The sequence below is a fragment of the Mycobacteroides immunogenum genome (assembly GCF_001605725.1).
Taxonomy (GTDB): domain Bacteria; phylum Actinomycetota; class Actinomycetes; order Mycobacteriales; family Mycobacteriaceae; genus Mycobacterium; species Mycobacterium immunogenum.
The window spans coordinates 2,097,817-2,118,718 of record NZ_CP011530.1; the positions used below are offsets into that span (position 1 = coordinate 2,097,817).

Consider the following 20,902-nt stretch of genomic DNA (forward strand, 5'->3'; position numbering starts at 1 on the left):
GCTATGGCATGGATCGACGCCTTTCGCGGCCGGCGCCAGGGGCGAACCCCGCAGGGCACCAATGACGACCTGCGCTACCTTGCCGCCTGGTCGGCCGCCCGCCGGGGCGTAGAGGCCTACGTCGAGCCGCAAACCAACTTCTCCGACGTCACAGTGATTCTCATCGCAGGGGACGGCGAATGGACCCGCCGGCGCGTCGGCGGGGTCGCGGGCGCGCGGCGGATCTCCGAGAGGCTGAAGATCCCGGTGTACGACGTACACCGGACCGGCTACCCGCAACGCAAGCGCGACTATGACGCCCGGCAGAAGATCCTCAAACGCCGGGCCGCGCAAGACGGTGTCTGACGGGGATCACCCGTTCTCGGCGATGTCCTCCAACACCCCGAAGATGGTCCGCACCGGGACTCCGGTGCCGCCCTTGGGCGTGTAACCCCACGGTCCGCCGGTGTTGTACGCCGGGCCCGCGACGTCGATATGGGCCCACTGGACCCCGTCGGCAACAAATTCGCGCAGATAGTGTCCGGCGGCAAGCATGCCGCCATTGCGGTGATTGGTGACGTTGGCCAGATCCGCCACCTTCGACTTCAGGTCGTCGCGCAGCTCCTCGGGCAGGGGCATGGCCCAGCCGTTCTCGCCGACCGACTGCGAGATCGCCGACACCCGGTCGCGGAACTCGTCGGTGCCCATCACGCCTGGGGTGCGGGTGCCCAGCGCCACCAACTGCGCACCGGTCAGCGTCGCGGTGTCGATCAGATAATCCGGCTCGTCCTGGCATGCCCGCACGATCGCGTCGGCCAGGATCAGTCGGCCCTCGGCGTCGGTGTTGATCACCTCGACGGTGGTGCCGTCCAGGTGGGTCAGCACGTCACCCGGACGTTGAGCCGTCGCCGACGGCATGTTCTCGGCCATCGGCACCGTTGCGATCACGTCGATCGGCAGCTGCCGGCGGGCGGCCAGCAGGGCGACGGCGATAACCGCTGCGGCACCGCCCATATCGGAGGTCATGTTCTCCATACCGCCGGCCGGCTTGATCGAGATACCGCCGGTGTCGAAGGTGATGCCCTTGCCCACCAATGCGACAGTCTTGGCCTTCTTGCCCTTGGCGCCGCGGTACGTCAACCGCACCAGCCGCGGCGGGCGCGAGGAGCCCTTGCCGACGCCCACGATGCCGCCGTAACCGGCCTTGGCCAGCTCCTTCTCGTCGAGCACCTCGACCTCGATACCCTCCGCCGTGGCCAAAGCCTTTGCGCGCTTGGCGAACTCGGCCGGGAACAGATGGCTGGGCGGGGTGTTCACAAAATCGCGGGCGGTCGTCACAGCGGTGGCAACCGCCGCGCCGCGCTCCATGGCATCCTTCTGCGCACGGCCCTTGTCGCCGACGAGCAACGTAACCTTCTGCAGCCCAGCGTCCTTGGGGGCGGTCTTGGCGCTACGGAATTCCGCGAAGCGGTACCCGCCCAGCACCACGCCCTGAACAGTCGCGTCCACATCGCGCTCGGACAACGTGGTCACCAGGATTTCGACATTGTCCAGCGAGCGGGCGGCCACCCCGGCGGCCCGCCGGATCGCCTCGGCGCTGTCGGACTTACCCAGCCCGACGGCAAGCACGCTGGCCACCGGCAACCCGTCCACCACCACCCGGGTGAGCTGATCGGCCGAACCGCTGGCACCGACCGCCTTGAGCGCGGCCTCGATGGACTTGACCGCTGCCTTGTCCAGCAGCTGCGCGTCGACCACCTTCGGCCCCTTGTCGGACTCTTTCTCGCTGGGACGTACACCCACCAGCAGCACCGCGGCGGAGACCCCGCGCTGCGGAATGGACGTGGCCAAGGTGAACGAAGGTGCGGTGTATGCGCTCATGAGCTCACAGCCTAGTGAAGGCCGATGAGGTACCAACCAGGATGAGCCGCTGGCGCGAAGGCCAAGTGGCTAGGGTGAACGCCATGACGGACCTTTTGCTCGGACCACTCCATGATCGGCACGCCGCACAGGGCGCCACCTTCGCTGAGTTCGGCGGCTGGAACATGCCGGTGTCGTACGCAGGCACCGTGGGGGAGCACACCGCCACGCGCGAGGCGGTCGGTCTGTTCGACGTGAGTCATCTGGGCAAGGCGCTGGTACGCGGACCGGGCGCGGCGGCCTTCGTCAATGCGTGTTTCACCAACGACCTCAACAAGGTTGGGCCGGGCAAGGCGCAGTACACGTTGTGCTGCCAGGAATCGGGCGATGTGGCCGGTGTCATTGATGACCTCATCGCCTACTACGTGTCCGACGATGAGATCTTCCTGGTGCCCAACGCCGCCAACACCGCCGCCGTGGTCGCTGCCCTGCAGGACAAGGCGCCCGAGGGGATCACCATCACCAATCAGCACCGCGATTACGCGGTGCTGGCCGTGCAGGGGCCCAAATCCGCGGATGTGCTGAAACGGCTGGGTCTGCCAACGGATATGGAATACATGGCCTACGCCGACGCGACACTCGACGGAGTGCCGGTGCGGGTGTGCCGTACCGGATACACGGGCGAGCACGGCTACGAGCTGCTGCCGTCCTGGAACGACGCCGGCGCGGTGTTCGACGCCCTGCTACCGGCGATCGTCGAGGCGGGTGGGCAGCTGGCCGGGCTGGGCGCACGTGACACCTTGCGCACCGAGATGGGTTACCCGCTGCACGGCCACGAGCTTTCCGCCGATATCAGCCCGGTCCAGGCCCGCGCGGGATGGGCCGTGGGCTGGAAGAAGGACGAGTTCTGGGGGCGCGAGGCGCTCGTTCGCGAAAAGAGCGCAGGACCCGTTCGGACGCTGCGCGGCCTGCGCGCGACCGGCCGGGGTGTGCTGCGCCCCGACCTCACGGTGCTCTCCGGCGGCCAGCCGGTCGGGGTCACCACCTCGGGAACCTTCTCGCCGACACTCAAGACCGGAATCGCGCTGGCGCTGCTGGATACCGCGGCCCAGATCCCGGATGGCGCGACCGTGGTCGTCGACGTGCGCGGGCGCGAGATCGAATGCGAGGTCGTCAAGCCGCCATTCGTGGACGTCAACGTCGGATAATGGGTTCGGATTCGGTGACGGCGGACGGTTAGACTGCCGAGCATGAATCCGCTTCTCGAGTTCACCCGGCAACTCAACCCGTCACCGGCCAGCCCGGCGCGTCGGGCTGAGGTACTCGCGGCGCCGGGATTCGGGAAGTACTTCACCGACCACATGGTGTCCATCGACTGGAACACCGAAAACGGATGGCACAACGCGCAAGTGGTGCCCTACGGCCCCATCACACTCGACCCCTCGGCCATTGTGTTGCACTACGCGCAAGAGGTGTTCGAGGGACTCAAGGCCTACCGGCAGCCCGACGGAACCATCGCCGCTTTTCGCCCCGAGGCTAACGGCGAGCGATTGATCCAGTCGTGCCACCGCATCGCGATCCCCGAGCTGCCGGTGGAGCTGTTCATCGATTCGCTACGCCAGCTCATCGCGGTCGACGCCGACTGGGTGCCGCCGGGCGGTGGTGAGGAATCGCTGTACCTGCGGCCGTTCATCATCGCCACCGAGGCCGGTCTCGGGGTGCGGCCCGCCGCCGAGTACCGGTACCTGCTCATCGCCTCGCCGGCGGGCGCCTACTTCTCCAAGGGCATCAAGCCGGTGAGTGTGTGGCTCTCGCACGAGTACGTGCGCGCCGCGCCGGGCGGGATCGGTGCGGCCAAGACAGGCGGCAACTATGCCGCCTCGCTCGTCGCGCAGGCGCAGGCCGCCGAGGAAGGCTGCGATCAGGTGGTGTGGCTCGACGCCATCGAACGCCGGTACATCGAAGAAATGGGCGGAATGAACCTGTTCTTCGTGTTCGGGCGTGATGGCGAGGCGCGCCTGGTGACCCCCGAGCTGTCCGGTTCGCTGCTGCCGGGTGTCACGCGGAAATCCTTGCTGCAGCTGGCCTCTGACGCCGGTTTCGCCATCGAGGAACGCAAGATCGATGTCGATGAATTGGAGAAGAAGGCGGCCTCCGGGGAGATCACCGAGGTGTTCGCCTGTGGCACCGCGGCGGTCATCACGCCGGTGGGGCGCGTCAAGCACTCGGGCGGCGAATTCACCATCGGCGAAGGGGAACCGGGCGAGGTGACCATGGCCTTGCGTGACACGCTGACCGGTATCCAGCGCGGCACCTTCGCCGATACGCACGGCTGGATCACCAAGCTCGGCTAGGACGCTCCGGTGCGCACCCGGCGCCGGTAGGTCACCTTGTCGAACTCACGGCCGTATTCATCGACGGCCGTGACGTCCATCTCGCTGAGCAAGGTGCCCGGGCGCACGTCAACGCGGATGAAGGCGTAATTGCGATAGCGCACCCGCGACCACGTCACCGCTTCGGCATGCTTGCTGCCATCGGACGCCCAGACAAAGCTGTTGGGCACCAGGGTGTCTGAAAGCTCGCGGCCCCGGTATCCCTCGGGTTCGCCCGGCTGAAAGTCGTAGCGGGGCCGCCCCGCGGAGCCGACCGTGTAATACACCGTGCCATCGGTTTCCGGGTCCACGGTGGAGTTGTCGCCGGCTTCTCGGGTCGGCTGGCCCGCACGGATGGGATCGGTGCGCTCGAAGACGTGGTTATGCCCCTGCAGCACCAGATCCACCTGATAGCGATCAAACAGCGCACACCACGCGTCACGTACGCCGCCGTCGCTGGCATGCGACAGCGTGGTGGAATAGGCGCAGTGATGGAAGAAGCACACAATGAAGTCGATGTTCGGGTTAGCCCGATACGCCGCTAAAGTTCTTCCCACCCAGCCGGTTTGGGCGCCCCCCGAATAGCCGGTGTTGGCCCGGATCTCATACGACACGTCGTTGGCGTCCAGGGACAACACAGCCACATTGCCGTAGCTGAACGAATATGCCGACGGGCAGCCGGTGGGGCCGTTACCGGGGAACCCGAGGCGGGCCAGGTGGCCGCCGTAACCGTGGGTGCCGTATGCGGCCTCCATATCGTGATTACCCGTGGCGAACATCCACGGTGTGGTCGAGGCGCTGGATTCGATAGAGGTCAGATACACATCCCAGACGAAGGGGTTGTACTTGTCGAATCCCGAGGGAGCCTTGGCGCCCGAGGACACAAACTGAGGCTTTTTCCCCATCCCCGACGGATCGGCGTACGCGATATCGCCGGCCAGGATGTGAAAGTCGGGTCGGCTCGCCACAATCTGGTTCATAACGTTGAGCGTGTGCGGCACCGCCGGATCATTGTCCGCGCCATAGCCGTTGTCGTCGTACTCGCCGGGCTTCAGGCCCGGCGGTTGGGTGGGGGTCTCGTCGGTGCCCTGGTCGCCCATCATGGTGAAACGGAAGGGTGCGAGCGCGTTTCGTGCGGACGGTACCGCCGTCGCGGCGGACCGGACATCGGTGAGAAATCCGTCCGCGGTACGCCAGCGGTAGAAATGCTCGGTGCCGCCGGGAAGTCCATGCACGGGCGCATGGACATAGAACTGCTCGGCCGCCAGCACGCCGTGGTCGCTGGACGGTATCTGGGTGACCAGGTTACGAACCTCGGCCTCCAGGGAGGCGCCGAGTTCGGGTGTGGGTCCATGATCGAGAAAGATCTTGGTGCCGTGCGGATTCCTGGACAGCTGGCCGGAGAAGCTGAGCTGGCTGGCGGAGTCCGCGCCGTACCCGACGCGCCTGCCCGCGACTCCCAGCTGTGCCTCGTCCGCATACGCGCGCCGGCCGAACGGCGACACCCCCAGCGCCGCCACCGCGGCGGCCGCCGCCGAACCCCGCAGGAAGTTGCGGCGTGAGACCGCGTGACGGCGCAGATATCCGCGATGCCACTCGTATTGTTCGGCCATCGACATCGATCCGGCGATCGACGGCGGGACGCCCATGTCCGGTGTTTCACCGGCGGGGTTCAACGGATTGCGTGGCATAGGTTCGAATGGTGGACCACGGCGGCAGGTAACGCGACCGCACAGGCCGATGTGGCCGCGAAATCCTGGTGAATCTTTTTGGGTGGCATCAATACGCCGCGAAACCGAGTGCGGCCAGCGTGGTGGTCACCTCGACGCTCCCACCCAACACGTCGCCGGTGATTCCGCCGAACCTGCGGACGCAATGACGTACCAGGAGCGCTCCAGCCAGCAGGGCCACCAGCACCGCCGCCGGCCCCTGCCACGGCCGCCAGGGCTGAGCCAGAACTCCCACGGCCACCGCCGCGAGCACCCAGATGCCTGCCAGCCACAGCGGCTGAGAGCCAGCGACCCGGGTGCCGAAGCCGCTCTGTGCGGCTCCGGGCACACCACGCCGGCAAGCCACCACCGCGCTGACCCGTCCCACCGCGATGGCCAGCGCGATGGCCAGCCATTCTTGCCGGGAAGCCAGTACGCCGAACGACAATGCTTGTGTCAGAACAGAGATGATTAGCGCCACCACCCCGAACGGCCCGGCCGAGCCATCGCGCATCACTGCCAGTGCGCGCTCCGGCGGCCCGTAGCAGCCCAGTGCGTCGGCGGTATCGGACAGCCCGTCGATATGCAGGCCCCGGGTGGCGAGAATCGTCGCCGTGACCGCCGCCAGCCCAGCCAGCGGTGCCATGTAGGCGAAATGCATGATCCAGGCGACGAAGGCGGCGAGCACGCCCAACGCCGCGCCCACCACCGGCAGAGCGCCCAGCACCGGCCCGGAAAGTGATCCTGCGAGCCGCGCGGGAACCGGTGCCACGGTGGCGAATTCGAAGGCGCCACCGACCGGCCGCAGGATCCGCAGCAGCGCGTTCATGCGCTGTCCACCCCGGCCTCGTCGAAGGTCGCCATCTGGGCCAGTGTGCCGACGGCGGCTTGCAGCACCGGAAGCGCAACGAGTGCACCGGAACCCTCGCCCAGCCGCATCTGCAGATCGAGCACAGGTTCCAGTCGTAGGCGTTGCAGGGCAAGGGAATGTGCGGGCTCGGTGGAGCGATGTCCGGCGAGCCACCACTGGCGCGCCCCCGGCGCCAGCTGCTCGGCCACCAGCGCGGCGGCTGTCACCACCACTCCGTCCAGCAGCACGGGAGTGCGCCGCACTGCCGCCTGTGCCAGGAAGCCGGCCATGGCCGCGAGATCGGCGCCGCCCGCCACGCCCAGCAGCGCCACCGGATCGGTGCGCACATCCTTGGTGCGGCGCAGCGCGTCGCGGATGGCGGCGGTCTTGCGCATCCACCCGGCGTCATCGACCCCGGTGCCGCGGCCCACCACCGCTACGGGCTCACTGCCGGTGAGGGCGGCCACCAACACCGTTGCGGGTGTGGTGTTTCCGATGCCCATATCCCCGGCGATGAGCAGGTCGGCTCCGCTGTCGATCTCGGCGTCGGCCAGTGCGATGCCTGTCGCGAGTGCCGCGTGCGTCTGCTCGGTGGTGAGAGCGTCCTCGACCGCGATGTTGCCGCTGGGCCGGCCGACCGCCATATCGGCCACCCGCACGCTGGCCCCGGTCAACGCCGCCAGTACGTTGACGGCGGCGCCACCGGCATCCATGTTGCGCACCATCTGGGCGGTGACCGATGGGGGATAGGCGGATACCCCGCCGGCCGCCACGCCATGGTCACCGGCGAAGACCACCACTCGCGGCCGCTGGAATGTTGTAGGGGGGCACTGATTTTGGCAGGCCGATGCCCAGATGGACAGCTCCTCCAGCCGTCCCAGCGCGCCCGCGGGCTTGGTGAGGCGCTGCTGTCGCGCTCGAGCGGCGTCGGCGATATCCGGATTGGGCGCCGTCACCGGTGCGAATCGCGGCGCCTGAGGTGGTTCGGCCTGCGTCACGTGTGTGCTCCCTTGATGGCCAGCGGCTGGCCCGCCACCACTAGCAGTACCCGATCGCAGTGCGCCGCGACCGCCTGATTCAGCGTGCCGAGTGCGTCCGCGAAGAGCCTCCCGGCAGCGGTGGCAGGCACCACGGTCAGGCCGACTTCCGGGCTCACGATCACCAAGTCGACGGAGTAGGCGGCGACGGCCTCGACCAGCGCGCCGATATCCGCGGTGACCGCGTCGGCCCCGGCATCCCAGGCGCCCCGGGCGTCCATCGCCGCGGTAAGCCAGCCCCCAAGATCATCGACGAGCGTCGGCAGCGGTGCGCGGGTGCGCAACTCGGTCGCGATATCCGTGGTTTCGGCCGTCGTCCAGTGCGACGGACGGCGGGACCGGTGCGCGGCGACCCGGGTGGCCCAGGCCTCGTCCCCGGCCAGTGACGACCCGGTGGCCAAATACCGCGCCGGGCCTTCGGCGGGTAGCAGCGACTCGGCGAAACGCGACTTTCCCGAACGAATTCCACCAAGAACCAGCGTGGTAGCCACGTGAGGCTAGACCGGCTCGCCGCGATTTACCCGGGGACGTGGCGCACGCATCCTGCGCAGCTGTGACGCGCGGCTCGCGGCATACCAGCCGAGCTTGAAGCCGGCCTCGTCGCTGGTCGGGAAGCGTTCGTAGACACGTTTGTTCACCAGCCGGCCCACGAAGATTCCGTCCACGATCATGACGAGCATCAGCACCAGCATGGCCGGGGTCATCCACATCTGGACCTGCACCGACGGCACCGCGAACATGGTGAAGATCAAAAAGAGTGCCAGCGGCATGAACAGACCCAGCACATTGCGGCGCGAGTCGACGATGTCACGCGCGAAGGCGCGCACCGGGCCCTTGTCGCGAGGCAACAAGTACGCCTCGTCGCCGGCCATCATCTTTTCGCGGTTGTCGGCCATGCGGGCGCGCCGCTCGGCGCTCTCCACCTTGCGTTCGGCGCGCGAGAGCTTCGGCCCGCGCAGGGCCTTGCGGCGCTGACGAGCCTCGGCGCTGGTCAACGGTGCCGGAGCGATCGGTCCGCGGCGCTTACCGGCGTCCCGCTTGGGTGTGGGGCGGCCCTTTCCGGCCTGCGCCGACCCGGCAGAATCTGTGACGCTCGTCTCACCGGATTCGGGAGTCGAGGCGTTGTCTTCGGGGGCGGATTTCTTTCGGCCGAGCAGATTCACACGCCCAGATTATCCTGCGCGAATGAGTCAGATTCTGGTGGCGCCCGACAGCTTCGGTGACACGCTCACGGCCACCGAGGCCGCCGGTGTCATCGCGGACGGCTGGCACCGTACCCGCCCGGACGACGTGGTCGTGCTCAGCCCGCAATCCGACGGCGGACCGGGGTTCGTGGACGTGCTCGCCGCGCAGCTGCCCGCGGCGCGGCGGCACGCGCTGCGGGTGCGTGGCCCCCTCGAGGAGGACGTCGACGCGGTCTGGCTCTTGGACGCGGCGACCGCCTATATCGAATGCGCACAGGCCTGCGGGCTGCCGCTGCTGCGCCAGGCACCATCCGTCGATACCGCCTGGCGCGCACACAGCACGGGGGTGGGACAGCTGATCTCCGCCGCGCTGGAGTCCGGGGCGACACGTGTCGTGGTCGGCCTGGGCGGCAGCAGTTGTACCGACGGGGGTGCGGGACTCATCGCGGGCCTTGGCGGGATCGAGCAGGCGCAACGCCGGTTGGCCACAACCGAACTGGTGGTGGCCAGCGATGTCGAGCATCCGCTGCTGGGGCCGCGCGGCGCGGCCGTGGTGTTCGGGCCGCAGAAGGGAGCCGACCCCGACACCGTCCAGCGCCTCGAGGCCAGACTCACCGACTGGGCGACGGCGTTGGAGGCGGGAACCGGGCGCGGCGTGCGGGACGTGGCCGGAGCCGGGGCCGCGGGCGGCATCGGGGCCGCGCTGCTCGCACTCGGGGGCCGTCGCGAATCGGGGGCACGCATCGTGGCCGAGCACACCGGCCTGGAGGCGGCGATCTCCCGGGCCGACCTGGTGATCACCGGAGAGGGCAAGTTCGACGACCAGACCCTGCACGGCAAGGTGGCGGGAGCGGTCGCGGCCCGCGCCGCGGCCTCCGGCACCCCGGTGCTGGTCTTGGCGGGCCAGGTGGCGCTGGCCGCCGGTGAGTATGAGCGGGCAGGTATCGCCCGCGCGGAATCGATCTCCCAGTTCGCGGGCTCTGTGCGGCGCGCCATGGAGGACGCGGCCGGTCAACTCGCCGGTTTGGCGGCGCGGGTCGCGCGCGAGTGGGCACAGCTGTAGGAATAGCCGCACACGAGGTACCGTTGAGGTCAGAAGACGTCGCTGAAATGGACGTCCACCCGCGAGCTTCGACCCAGGGGAGATCCCACCATGACTGTTCAAGACGAATCGACCGCCACCAGCACCGACGAGGGCACGCATGGCGCCGTCTTGACCGATGCTGCCGCCGCCAAGGCCAAGGCGCTGCTGGATCAGGAAGGCCGCGACGATCTGTCGCTGCGTATCGCCGTCCAGCCGGGTGGCTGCGCCGGTCTGCGCTACCAGCTCTTCTTCGACGACCGCACCCTCGACGGTGACCTCGTTACCGAGTTCGACGGCGTGAAGCTCACCGTGGACCGGATGAGCGCCCCGTACATCCAGGGCGCCTCCATCGACTTCGTCGACACCATCGAGAAGCAGGGCTTCACGATCGACAACCCGAACGCCACCGGCTCCTGCGCCTGCGGCGACTCCTTCAACTGATCAGCACCGCCTGATCAGTACGCGTTGGCTCCGCGCATGTAGGCGGAGCAGACGTAGATCTTGCCCTCGTTGAGCAGCAGCTCTGCCTGACCTTGCGGGGCATCCTTACGCTTCTGGCTCGTCGCGGTGAACAGCACCTTGAGCTGGTACTGGGAGAAGTACACGATCTTGTCGATCGACTTCACCGTCGCGGTACCGAAGGTGGCCACAAACTGCTGGGCGTTGGCGCGCACAATCGTGTCGTCGGTGTCCTTGTCGCGCACCGCGTCGTACAGTCCGCAGCCGGCATTACGTGCCAGCGTCACGGTGTCGAGCCTGGACATGGCATCCAGGTAGGCCTGGATGGTCTGCTCGATCTTCGCCTCACTGGGCCGCTGGGACACGCCAGAATTCTTGGTCAAGAACCCCAGCAGCAGCGCCAGCACCAGCAGCGCACCCACCACTGCGGCGGGGGCGACCCAACCGGGCACCTTGCGCTTGCGTTCGGGGTAGTCGACCGGCGGCGGCATGGGCGGTAAACCAGGGTAGGGCACCGTCGAATAACCTGGTTCAGCCATTGATTCTCCTGAAAATCGTGTCCCCGATCTCACTCCCCAACAAACCAGGCTAGCAATCGGCCACAACCCCGGAACAGTTACGTTAGGTAAGCTTCTGGGGCCTGTCTGTCGACTTGCCCAACCGCCCGAATCCAACGAAGGGTCTCACGCGTGTCCATCATCGTCACCGGATCCATTGCGACCGACCACCTCATGAACTTCCCCGGCAAGTTCTCCGAGCAGCTGCTGGTCGAACACCTGCAGAAGGTGTCCCTCAGCTTCCTGGTGGACGACCTGGAGATCCGCCGCGGTGGCGTGGCAGGGAACATCGCGTTCGCCATCGGTGTGCTCGGCGGCAAGCCCGCCCTGGTGGGTGCGGTGGGCGCGGACTTCGCCGAGTACCGCTCATGGCTCGAGAACCACGGCGTCAACTGCGACGCCGTGTTGATCTCCGAGACCGCCCACACCGCGCGTTTCGTGTGCACCACCGACCAAGACATGGCCCAGATCGCGTCGTTCTACCCGGGCGCGATGTCCGAAGCCCGCGACATCTCGCTGGCCGATGTTGTATCGCGCACCGGCACACCGGAATTGGTGATCGTCGGGGCAAATGACCCCGACGCGATGTTCCGGCACACCGAGGAATGCCGCAGCCTTGGGCTGCCGTTCGCCGCCGATCCATCACAGCAGCTGGCCCGGTTGTCCGGTGAGCAGGCACGTGAACTCGTCGGTGGTGCCACCTACCTGTTCACCAACGACTACGAGTGGGATCTGCTGCTGTCCAAGACGGGGTGGACCGAGGCCGATGTGCGTGAGCGCGTCGAGCTGCGCATCACCACCCTCGGTGCCGACGGCGTCGAGATCGTCGAAAAGGACGGCACATCCCTCAAGGTGGGTGTGGTCCCGGAGAAGGGTCAGGTCGACCCCACCGGAGTCGGCGACGCCTGGCGCGCCGGATTCCTCAGCGCCCGTAGCGCCGGCCTGAACCTGGAGCGTTCGGCACAGCTGGGATCGCTGGTGGCCACGCTGGTGCTGGAGACCGTTGGCACCCAGGAATGGTTGTGGGAGCGCGACGAGGCACTGGCCCGTCTTGCGGACGCGTACGGCCCCGATGCTGCCGAAGAGATCGGCGCGGCTCTCTAGAGCTGCACCGGGTAGTGCGGCTCCTGAATCTGGGGCCGCACTGACTGCTCGACGAAGATCGCGTGCCACAGCATGAAGATCAGCACCGTCCACAGCCTGCGGCTGTGATCGCTGACGCCCGCCGCGTGCTCGGTGAGCATGCGTCCGACCGCGGGCACGTCGATGAGGTGCCCTGCTTGCGTGGTGGCAAGCATCTCGCGGGCCCATTCGTGCAGTAGCCCGTCGACAAACCAATGCCGGATGGGCACCGGGAAGCCCAGCTTGGTCCGGTGCAGAACATGCGCCGGCACAATGGGTTCCAATGCCTTGCGAAGGGCGTATTTGGTGGTCTCGCGGGTGATCTTTTCCTGATAGGGCAGCCGGGAGGCCACCTTGAACACCTCGGGATCGAGGAACGGCACCCGCAGTTCCAGCGAGTTCGCCATCGTCATCTTGTCGGCCTTGACCAAGATGTCGCCGCGCAGCCAGGTGAACAGATCCACATACTGCATGCGGGCCACCGGATCCCAGCCCGCGCACCGCTCGTAGAGGGCTGCCGTGACGTCCTGATGGCCCCATTCCGGGCGGTAGTGGGGGAGCACCGCGCGCAGCTGCTCATCGTCGAAGCTGCGGGCGTTCCCGTAGTAGCGCTGCTCCAGTGTCATCGACCCGCGATGCAGCAGGCTCTTGCCACGCACCCCATCCGGGATGGCGGCCGACAACCGCGCCGCGCCGCGCCGCAGCGCACCCGGCAGATAGTCGAAGGGCTTGAGTGACAAGGGTTCCCGGTAGATCGTGTAACCGCCGAACAGCTCGTCGGCGCCCTCGCCCGAGAGCACCACCTTGACGTGCTTGCGCGCCTCACGGGCCACGAAGAACAACGGCACCAGCGACGGGTCCGCCACCGGATCATCCAAGTACCAAACGATTTCCGGCAGCGCGGAGACGAACTCCTCCTGGCTGACCACCTTCACGACATGCCGGGCGCCGATCGCCTGTGCCGACTCCACGGCCACATCGACTTCCGAATAGCCCTGTCGCTCAAAGCCTGTCGTGAACGTGATGAGGTTCGGGTTGTGCCGGATCGCCAGTGCGGCGATGGCCGTCGAGTCGATACCGCCCGAGAGGAAAGAGCCGACCGTGACGTCGGCGCGCATGTGCTTGGCCACCGAATCGGAGAGCACCTCGGTGATCTCGTCATAGCGCGACTGGCGGGTGGCGCGGGTAAAGGGCGTCACCTCGAACCGGGCCGGGAAGTAGCGCGTCACCCGCGGCTCCTGTCCGGGCGTGATGCGGGCGTACGAGCCGGATTCCAGACGGCGGATCTCGGTGTGCAGGCTCTCGGGTTCCGGGACGTACTGCAGCGTGGTGTAGTGCTGCAGCGCGCGCAGATCCAGCTCGGTGCCGATGCCCAGCTGCTCGACGAGGTCCAGCAGGCATTTCTTCTCGCTGCCCAGCGCGGTACCGCCCGGGCCCGTCGCCATGAACAGCGGCTTGATGCCGAAAGGATCGCGTGCGCAGAACAACTCCCGCTCGACGGTGTCCCAGATCGCGAAAGCGAACATGCCGCGCAGCCGGTGCAGCGCGTCCGGACCCCAGAAGTGGTACGCAGCCAGGATGGCCTCACCGTCGCCCTCCGTGGCGAAAACGGCGCCATATTCGGACCGGAGCACGTCGCGGAGTTCTAGGTAGTTGTAGATCTCACCGTTGAAGACCAACACATACCGGCTCGGCGCGTCCGCGGGTCCCCAACGCAGCGGCTGGTGCGAATGCGCGATGTCGATGATCGACAGCCGGTTGAAGCCGAAGAGCACGTTTCCCTCATGCCAAATGCCCGGCTCATCGGGGCCGCGATGGCGCATATGCACCATCGCCGCATCCACCGCGGGGCTATGAGATTCGAGGGAAGACCCGGGCGGGCCCAGCCACGCCACCAGTCCACACACGCGGCCAAGTATGCAACATCCCGGGGGGTGTCTCAGGACCTAGGTCCCGATACCGGCCCCGTCGCATCCCTGATGCGACGGCGTGGTCTACGCTGCGTAGTATTCGATTGCTGCCACTGGTCAGCGATAGATTTTGCAGGCGAAACAGGAGGCTAAAAACGTGACGTCACGGTCCGGCTCACGGTCGTCCCTGCTGGCCACTGTGGTGCTGTTGGGCGCGGCGAGCTTCCTGCTCAGCGGTTGTAGCGTCCAAGAAGTGCTGCGGTTCGGCTGGCCCGAGGGCATCACCCCCGAAGCACACGACTACATGGCCCCCTTGTGGACCTGGGCAGTCGTCGCTTCGCTGGTCGTCGGCGTCATTGTCTGGGGCCTGACCTTCTGGACCGTCGCGTTCCACCGTCACAAGCCGGGCGACACCGAATTCCCGCGCCAGTTCGGCTACAACCTGCCGCTGGAGCTGGTCCTGACGGTGGTGCCCTTCCTGATCATCGCGGTGCTCTTCTACTTCACCGTCGTGGTGCAGAACAAGGTCATGCACAAGGACCCGAACCCCGAGGTCGTCGTCGATGTCACGGCCTTCCAATGGAACTGGAAGTTCGGCTACCAGAAGGTCGCGTTCAAGGACGGAAGCCTCAACTACGAGGGCGCCGACCCAGAGCGCAAGAAGGCGATGACCTCCAAGCCTGAGGGCAAGGACGCGCACGGTAAGGAGCTCGTCGGCCCGGTGCGCGGCCTGAACCGTGAGGACCGCACCTACCTGAACTTCGACAAGATCGAGACCGTCGGAACCTCTTCGGAGATCCCGGTGTTGGTGCTGCCCAGCGGCAAGAGCATCGAATTCCAGCTGGCCTCGGCCGATGTCATCCACTCGTTCCGGGTGGTGCCGTTCCTGTTCACTCGCGACGTGATGCCCGAGCCCAAGGCCAACAACTCCGACAACGTCTTCCAGGTCAGCAAGATCCTGAAGGAAGGCGCGTTCGTGGGGCGCTGCGTTGAGATGTGCGGCACCTATCACTCGATGATGGCTTTCGAGCTGCGCGTGGTCAGCCCCAACGACTTCAAGTTCTATCTGGACGCACGCAAGGCGGGTAAGACCAACGCCGAGGCGCTCGCCTCCATCGGTCAGTCACCGGTCTCGATCACCACCAGGCCGTTCGATGGCCGTCGCGGCGAACTCGCGCCGGCAGACAACAACGCGGCCAAGAACTAGGCGAGGGAGCGCAGCATGCATATCGAAGCCCGACTCTTCGAGATCCTCACCGGATTCTTCGCCCTGGCCACCGTGGTGTACGCGGTCTTGACCGCCATGTACGCCAACGGCGGCGTCGAATGGGCCGGCACCACCGCAATGGCGATGACCACCGGACTGTCGCTGATCATCTCCACGTTCTTCCGCTTCGTGGCTCGCCGTCTGGACACCCGGCCCGAGGACTACGAGGATGCCGAGATCGCGGACGGCGCCGGAGAACTGGGCTTCTACAGCCCGCACAGCTGGTGGCCCATCATGATCGCCCTGGCTGCCGCCACCACCGCGGTGGGTGTGGCGCTGTGGCTCCCGTGGCTGATTGCCGCGGGCGGGGTGTTCGTCCTCAGCGCGGTCGCCGGCTTGGTCTTCGAGTACCACATCGGCGCGGAGAAGCACTAGCTCATCGAGCGTTTTGCCGTCACCCAAGGCGATACCCGTACTTTGCGGCGGGGCAGTCGTGACTGGTGTGACGTCGGCGTGTGCACTATCACGTTTTCGATAACAATCCGGTGGTCAGTTTGGTTTTTAGGACCGTCGGGATTCGTCGCCCCGGATTGCTTTGGCTATCGTTGCCATGGCCCCTCAGGCAGGTGGCCCGCCGGGGAGCGGGAAGTGACGAAAAGGAACTTGTGTAGATGAGTGGGACGGACAACCCAGGGTCGGGGAATCCCGGGGAGGTTCCGGATCTGGACGGTCCGAGCGGGGATGACGCGGCTCCCGAGTCGTCCGGGGCGGACTCTGCCGCCTTTCATTCTCAGGCGTACTCTGCGCCCGAATCCGAGCAATTCACCAGCCCGTATGTGCCGTACGACGAGTACGAGACCCAATTGGTCGACGGCGAGGAGCCGCCACCGCCGCGGTGGCCGTGGGTAGTCGGAGTCGCGGCGATCATCGCCGCGATCACTCTGGTCGCGTCCGTGGCACTCCTGGTGGCCGGGCGTTCGGACGAGACGAATGGCGCCGCCAAGAGCAGCTCTGTCACACCGACGCCGAGCACCACACCGTGGAACGAGATCATCACCACCACGACACCTCCGCCGCCCCCTCCGCCTCCGCCGCCGACCACCGAGCCGCCGCCCCCGCCGCCACCGCCCCCGACAACCACCACGCCGGCCGGGCCGCGGCAGATCACGTACTCGGTGACCGGTTCCAAGGCTCCGCTTGATCGCATCTCGATCACCTGGACCGACGGCTCCGGGCGTACCCGGGTGAACCCGAACGTGTACATCCCGTGGTCGATTACCGTCACACCCATCTCGAACTCGGAGATCGGCTCGGTCTCGGCGAGCAGTTTCCTGCGGCTGAGCCAGCTCAACTGCACGATCACCACCAGCGATGGCCAGGTGTTGTCCTCTAACAACAACAATTCGGCGCAGGCCACCTGCTGATGCCAGCAGGTCGATTGGCCAAGCCACTGGAGGCACTTGCGGGTCCGCTGCGGCGGTCATCGCCCGAGTCCGTCGATCGGATGCTGATCGGGTTGTGCGGGGTCATCTGGTTGGCGTTCGTCGGAATGCTGGTCGGCGCCATCGTGGTGATCGCGGGCATGGGGCAGGACTCGGGATCTTCTGGCTCGTCCTGGGGGATCTACATCGTCATCGGCGTATGTCTGGCCGTCATCGTCGGTGCGGTGCCGCTGCTGCTGCGCGCCCGAAAGACTGCTGCTCAGCGCTCGGCACGTGGTACGTCCAAATCCAAGGGCGCCAACACCTCCGGTGGGGCGGCGGCCATATCTGGTCCGCAGCCGGCGGAGGCCTCGACCGAGAAGCTCAAGACCTTCGGCGGTCTCGCGGATCATGTGAGCCACGTACCGAAGGACTACAGCGGTCCCGGCTCCCCGGCGTACCGGGCGGCCAGCGAGGCAGCCGCCAAGACCGCGGTGGTGGATCGTCTGTGGCTGCGGGCCACGGTGGGTATCGCCGGTGCGATCGGCCTCGCGCTGCTGGCGGTGGTCACCGGTACCTATCTACTGGCGGTGGACAGCGATACCGCGGCCATCGTCGCGTTTGCATTCGCTGGGGTGATCACCTGCGCGATGGGAGCGATCCCGTGGCTGACGCTCAAGAAGCTGCGTGAGCTCCGTTCATCAGGGTCTTCGGCCGCATAGTCACTTCTCCCAAAGTTGCTTTTCGCAGGACCGCACTTGCGCTTTCACTGCAAAACGTCGATCTCGACGCTAGAAGTCGGCGATGCCGGCGCGGGCGATCACCTTGGTGATCCTTGCCCGGACAAGTGACTCCTCGGGAACCGCGTTGCGCCGGCCGAACTGCTCGGCTTGCTCGGCCCCCATGTAGCGGCCGCCGATTTTGGTCGCCCAGGTGAGCATCTCGTCGTAGTCGTTCGTCAGCCGGGCCTCGGCGGTGAACTGCACGTAGGAGAACGGCGGTCGCTGATCATCGACCGCCAGCGAAATACGGGGGTCCCGCCGGATCGCCTTGCCTTTCAACGTGTCCGTCCCCGTTGTGAAGATCAGTTCGTCGCCGGTGGGACCCTCGTGCAGCACGAACCAGACGGGCGTGACGACGGGCGCGCCGTTGGCGCGCACCAGGCCGAGCATTCCGGTGCGGGTTCCCGCCGAGGCGAAGGCCCACCATTCCTGACGGCTCATCTCGTGCATACGGCCACGCTAGCCGGTCGATGGGGGAGTGAGCAGCCCACCCCTAAAACAGTTGAGTCCCGCATGCTTTCGCATGCGGGACTCAACTGTAGTGCTGACTTCCTTAGTGGCCGTGGCCGTTCGACCCGTTGGTCGCCGGCTCGCCGTCCTGGTACTCCTTGAGGGCGAGCAGCGACTTGTGGTGCGCCTCGTGCTCGGCTTCGGCCAGTGCGTGTTGTTCGTCGGTGGGGTCGGCGAACAAGAACGAGCCGGTGCCGGGTGCACCGGCGGAGCCCAGCTTGTTCATGCGCTGGGGCACCGGTGCGCCCTGGTATTCCAGCGGGATCGCGTGGCCGTGCTCATCGACACCGGCCAGCGGCTGGTGGATTTCGATGTACTCGCCGTGCGGCAGGCGCTTGATGATGCCGGTCTCGATGCCGTGCTCCAGGACCGCGCGGTCGCTGCGCTGCAGGCCGATGGCCCACCGGTAGGCGATGTAGTAGACCACCGCGGGCAAGATGACCATGCCGATACGGCCGATCCACGTGGTCGCGTTCAGCGAGATGTGGAACTTCAGCGCGATGATGTCGTTCATGCACATGAGCGTGAACAGCATGTAGAGCGAGATCGCCGCCGAGCCGATGGCCGTCCTGACCGGAGCGTCACGCGGACGCTGCAGCAGGTTGTGGTGAGCGTCGTCGCCGGTGAGCTTCTTCTCCAGGAACGGGTACGCGATCAGCAGACCGAACACCACGCCCATGCCGACGGCAACCCACACCGCCTGCGGGATGGTGTGCCCGAACGGGTAGATCTCCCAGGCCGGGATGATGCGCAGCAGGCCGTCGGTCCACATCATGTAGAAGTCCGGCTGGCTACCCGCGGAGATCTGCGAGGGCTTGTACGGACCCAGCACCCAGATCGGGTTGATCTGCAGCAGACCACTCATCAGCGCCAGGATGGCGGTGGTGAAGGCGAAGAAGGATCCACCCTTGAGGGCGAACACCGGGAGGATGCGCACACCCACCACGTTCTTCTCGGTGGCGCCGGGGCCGGGGAACTGGGTGTGCTTCTGGTACCAGACCAGGGCCAGGTGAATACCGATGAGCGCCAGGATGATCGCCGGGATCAGCAGGATGTGCATGGCGTACAGGCGGGGGATCAGGATGTTGCCGGGGAAGTCGCCGCCGAACAGCGCCCAGTGCATCCAGGTACCGATGAGCGGAAGACCCATGGTGATACCCGAGAGCGCCGCGCGGATACCGGTGCCCGAGAGCAGATCGTCGGGCAGCGAGTATCCGAAGAACCCTTCGAACATGGCCAGGATGAACAGCAGCGCGCCGATGACCCAGTTGGCCTCGCGAGGACGCCGGAACGCGCCCGTGAAGAAGATGCGGGCCATGTGCACCATGATCGACGCCGCGAACATCAGGGCGGCCCAGTGGTGGATCTGCCGCACGAACAGACCGCCGCGCACCTCGAAGCTGATGTTCAGGGTGGTCTCATAGGCCTTGGACATCTGCACGCCGCGCAGCGGCTGGTAGATGCCGTTGTAGGTGACCTCGGACATCGACGGGTCGAAGAACAGGGTCAGGTACACACCCGAGAGCAGCAGCACGATAAAGCTGTACAGCGCGATCTCGCCGAGCATGAACGACCAGTGGGTGGGGAAGACCTTGTTGATCTGCCGCTTCACTCCGGCGGCGAGGTGATACCGCGAATCAATCGCCTCGGCTTGTTTGGCTGCGCGCGAGGGCTTTTGGGCTGTATCGCTCATGATTTGCGCTCCCAGAATGCGGGTCCGACGGGTTCAACGAAGTCGCCGTTGGCGACGAGGTATCCGTCCTTGTCGACGGTGAGGGGCAGCTGTGCCAGCGCACGCGCCGCGGGCCCGAAGATGGGCTTGGCGAAGTGCAGAGCGTCGAACTGCGACTGGTGGCACGGGCACAGAATGCGGTAGGTCTGCTGCTCGAAAAGTGATGTGGGGCAACCCAGGTGCGAGCAGATCTTGGTGTAGGCGAAGAGATCTCCGTAGTTGAAGTTCTCCTGGCCCTTGCGCTTGACCACCTTGGGCATATCGGTGGGACGCACGCGGATCAGCATCACCGGGTTACGGATGCCCATCTGGATGTGCGACAGCTTCTCGTGCGATTCGACGGTGGTGCCGTCGCCATCGGACTCGCGCCACGGGAACACGGTTTCCATGCCGCCGGCGTCGATGTCCTCGGGGCGGATCTTCAGCAGCACGTTGGAGCTGCTGCCGACGGCCCGGCCCAGGTAGACGGTTTCACCGTGGTAGCGCGGGGTCCAGCCGCTGGTGAGCAGCACCGGCTGCTTGCCGTTGGCGGTGGGGACCACCTTGGCCCACGGGTTCTTGATCATGCCGCCGATGAACGCGACGGCGGTACCGGCACCCATGGCGCCGACACCGAAGCCCAGCGCCCGCACGATCATCTTGCGGCGCGGCAGGGTCGAGGTGTCCAGAGTGTCCTGCAGCTGGGCGACGATGGTCTTGCGGTCCACCTCGGCCGAACCCGGGCCGTCGTGACGGTCCTGGATGGAGATCTCCTGCGGGATGAACTTCTTGGTGTACAGCACGGCGCCGATACCCAGCGACAGCACCGACAAGCCAAGAGTCAGGCCGTACAGCGGGGTCGCCAGGTTGTACAGCGCGTTCCCCGGGTCGCCGAAGGGCTTGTACTCCCACGGCCAGAACAGGAACACCCCGAGCAGGGCCAGGCCGAACACACCGCCGAGGGCGAACCACAGCGCCACCAGGCGCTCAGCACGCTTCTCGGCCTTGGTGCCCTCGACGGGCCAGCGCGGTTCGCGGTACACAATCTCGACGCCGTCGAGGTTGGTGCCGAGCTTGACCAGCTCGTCGCGGCTCATGCTCGCGAGCTGCTCATCACTCGGGATCTCTGGCTTGTCAGCGTCACTCAC

21 protein-coding genes are annotated in these 20,902 nt (G+C 66.5%); 10 read left to right on the forward strand and 11 right to left on the reverse strand.

Features of this window, described 5'->3' with window-relative positions; all coding sequences use genetic code 11:
- The first annotated feature begins 3 nt into the window (after window positions 1-3).
- Window positions 4-345, forward strand: coding sequence for a hypothetical protein (locus tag ABG82_RS10455; RefSeq protein WP_043080332.1), 342 nt, complete (start codon window positions 4-6; stop codon window positions 343-345).
- Window positions 346-351: 6 nt separating this feature from the next.
- On the opposite strand, the gene ABG82_RS10460 is transcribed toward ABG82_RS10455, so the two are convergent.
- Window positions 352-1,860: a leucyl aminopeptidase gene (locus ABG82_RS10460; RefSeq protein WP_043080331.1), complete on the reverse strand. Its 1,509-nt coding sequence runs from the start codon at window positions 1,858-1,860 to the stop codon at window positions 352-354.
- 83 nt (window positions 1,861-1,943) lie between these two features.
- Here ABG82_RS10460 and gcvT point away from each other — a divergent pair, with 83 nt between their 5' ends.
- Both gcvT and ABG82_RS10470 read left to right on the forward strand, forming a co-directional pair.
- Window positions 1,944-3,047, forward strand: coding sequence for a glycine cleavage system aminomethyltransferase GcvT (gcvT, locus tag ABG82_RS10465; protein ID WP_043080351.1), 1,104 nt, complete (start codon window positions 1,944-1,946; stop codon window positions 3,045-3,047).
- Between the two features lie 42 nt (window positions 3,048-3,089).
- Window positions 3,090-4,193: a branched-chain amino acid aminotransferase gene (locus ABG82_RS10470; RefSeq protein ID WP_043080330.1), complete on the forward strand. Its 1,104-nt coding sequence runs from the start codon at window positions 3,090-3,092 to the stop codon at window positions 4,191-4,193.
- Here the strand turns inward: ABG82_RS10470 and ABG82_RS10475 are convergent.
- The 5 genes from ABG82_RS10475 to ABG82_RS10495 form a co-directional block, all read right to left on the reverse strand.
- A complete protein-coding gene (locus ABG82_RS10475; protein ID WP_043080329.1) occupies window positions 4,190-5,902 on the reverse strand; it encodes a metallophosphoesterase in 1,713 nt (570 codons plus the stop codon). The genes ABG82_RS10470 and ABG82_RS10475 overlap by 4 nt on opposite strands.
- 88 nt (window positions 5,903-5,990) lie before the next feature.
- Window positions 5,991-6,749, reverse strand: a complete 759-nt coding sequence (locus ABG82_RS10480) for an adenosylcobinamide-GDP ribazoletransferase (RefSeq protein ID WP_043080328.1) — start codon at window positions 6,747-6,749, stop codon at window positions 5,991-5,993.
- On the reverse strand, window positions 6,746-7,768 hold the full coding sequence (cobT, locus tag ABG82_RS10485; RefSeq protein ID WP_043080327.1) for a nicotinate-nucleotide--dimethylbenzimidazole phosphoribosyltransferase: 1,023 nt from the start codon (window positions 7,766-7,768) through the stop codon (window positions 6,746-6,748). The genes ABG82_RS10480 and cobT overlap by 4 nt, the downstream gene beginning before the upstream one ends.
- Window positions 7,765-8,298, reverse strand: a complete 534-nt coding sequence (locus ABG82_RS10490) for a bifunctional adenosylcobinamide kinase/adenosylcobinamide-phosphate guanylyltransferase (RefSeq protein ID WP_043080326.1) — start codon at window positions 8,296-8,298, stop codon at window positions 7,765-7,767. The genes cobT and ABG82_RS10490 overlap by 4 nt, the downstream gene beginning before the upstream one ends.
- A gap of 6 nt (window positions 8,299-8,304) precedes the next feature.
- The gene (locus ABG82_RS10495) at window positions 8,305-8,970 is read right to left on the reverse strand and encodes a DUF3043 domain-containing protein (RefSeq protein WP_043080325.1); all 666 of its coding nucleotides are present in this window, start codon (window positions 8,968-8,970) and stop codon (window positions 8,305-8,307) included.
- 22 nt (window positions 8,971-8,992) lie between these two features.
- Here ABG82_RS10495 and ABG82_RS10500 point away from each other — a divergent pair, with 22 nt between their 5' ends.
- Window positions 8,993-10,054, forward strand: coding sequence for a glycerate kinase family protein (locus ABG82_RS10500; RefSeq protein ID WP_043080324.1), 1,062 nt, complete (start codon window positions 8,993-8,995; stop codon window positions 10,052-10,054).
- A 90-nt stretch (window positions 10,055-10,144) separates the two neighbouring features.
- Window positions 10,145-10,516: a HesB/IscA family protein gene (locus tag ABG82_RS10505; RefSeq protein WP_043080323.1), complete on the forward strand. Its 372-nt coding sequence runs from the start codon at window positions 10,145-10,147 to the stop codon at window positions 10,514-10,516.
- Window positions 10,517-10,530: 14 nt separating this feature from the next.
- Here the strand turns inward: ABG82_RS10505 and ABG82_RS10510 are convergent, their stop codons facing one another.
- A complete protein-coding gene (locus ABG82_RS10510; protein WP_043080322.1) occupies window positions 10,531-11,073 on the reverse strand; it encodes an Rv0361 family membrane protein in 543 nt (180 codons plus the stop codon).
- A 150-nt stretch (window positions 11,074-11,223) separates the two neighbouring features.
- On the opposite strand from ABG82_RS10510, the gene ABG82_RS10515 reads away from it, so the two are divergent.
- A complete protein-coding gene (locus tag ABG82_RS10515; protein ID WP_043080321.1) occupies window positions 11,224-12,195 on the forward strand; it encodes a carbohydrate kinase family protein in 972 nt (323 codons plus the stop codon).
- Here the strand turns inward: ABG82_RS10515 and asnB are convergent.
- Window positions 12,192-14,120, reverse strand: coding sequence for an asparagine synthase (glutamine-hydrolyzing) (gene asnB / locus ABG82_RS10520; RefSeq protein ID WP_043080320.1), 1,929 nt, complete (start codon window positions 14,118-14,120; stop codon window positions 12,192-12,194). The two genes, ABG82_RS10515 and asnB, sit on opposite strands and share 4 nt — an antisense overlap.
- 160 nt (window positions 14,121-14,280) lie before the next feature.
- On the opposite strand from asnB, the gene ctaC reads away from it, so the two are divergent.
- The 4 genes from ctaC (at window position 14,281) to ABG82_RS10540 (ending at window position 17,473) form a co-directional block, all read left to right on the forward strand.
- The gene (gene ctaC / locus ABG82_RS10525; RefSeq protein WP_043080319.1) at window positions 14,281-15,330 is read left to right on the forward strand and encodes an aa3-type cytochrome oxidase subunit II; all 1,050 of its coding nucleotides are present in this window, start codon (window positions 14,281-14,283) and stop codon (window positions 15,328-15,330) included.
- Window positions 15,331-15,345: 15 nt separating this feature from the next.
- Window positions 15,346-15,765 carry a cytochrome c oxidase subunit 4 gene (locus ABG82_RS10530; RefSeq protein WP_043080318.1) on the forward strand — a complete coding sequence of 140 codons (420 nt, stop codon included), beginning with the start codon at window positions 15,346-15,348 and terminating at the stop codon, window positions 15,763-15,765.
- Window positions 15,766-16,001: 236 nt separating this feature from the next.
- The gene (locus tag ABG82_RS10535) at window positions 16,002-16,754 is read left to right on the forward strand and encodes an MmpS family transport accessory protein (RefSeq protein ID WP_062826684.1); all 753 of its coding nucleotides are present in this window, start codon (window positions 16,002-16,004) and stop codon (window positions 16,752-16,754) included.
- Window positions 16,754-17,473, forward strand: a complete 720-nt coding sequence (locus ABG82_RS10540) for a DUF2561 family protein (RefSeq protein WP_043080587.1) — start codon at window positions 16,754-16,756, stop codon at window positions 17,471-17,473. Before ABG82_RS10535 ends, ABG82_RS10540 begins: the two co-directional genes overlap by 1 nt.
- Window positions 17,474-17,542: 69 nt before the next feature.
- Here ABG82_RS10540 and ABG82_RS10545 read toward each other — a convergent pair whose 3' ends face one another.
- The 3 genes from ABG82_RS10545 to qcrA all read right to left on the reverse strand — a co-directional run bounded on the left by ABG82_RS10545 (window position 17,543) and on the right by qcrA (window position 20,902).
- Window positions 17,543-17,983: a PPOX class F420-dependent oxidoreductase gene (locus tag ABG82_RS10545; RefSeq protein WP_043080588.1), complete on the reverse strand. Its 441-nt coding sequence runs from the start codon at window positions 17,981-17,983 to the stop codon at window positions 17,543-17,545.
- A 103-nt stretch (window positions 17,984-18,086) separates the two neighbouring features.
- Entirely contained in the window at window positions 18,087-19,736 is a 1,650-nt protein-coding gene (gene qcrB / locus ABG82_RS10550; protein WP_054173162.1) for a cytochrome bc1 complex cytochrome b subunit, read from the reverse strand.
- Window positions 19,733-20,902: a cytochrome bc1 complex Rieske iron-sulfur subunit gene (gene qcrA / locus ABG82_RS10555; RefSeq protein ID WP_043077602.1), complete on the reverse strand. Its 1,170-nt coding sequence runs from the start codon at window positions 20,900-20,902 to the stop codon at window positions 19,733-19,735. Before qcrA ends, qcrB begins: the two co-directional genes overlap by 4 nt.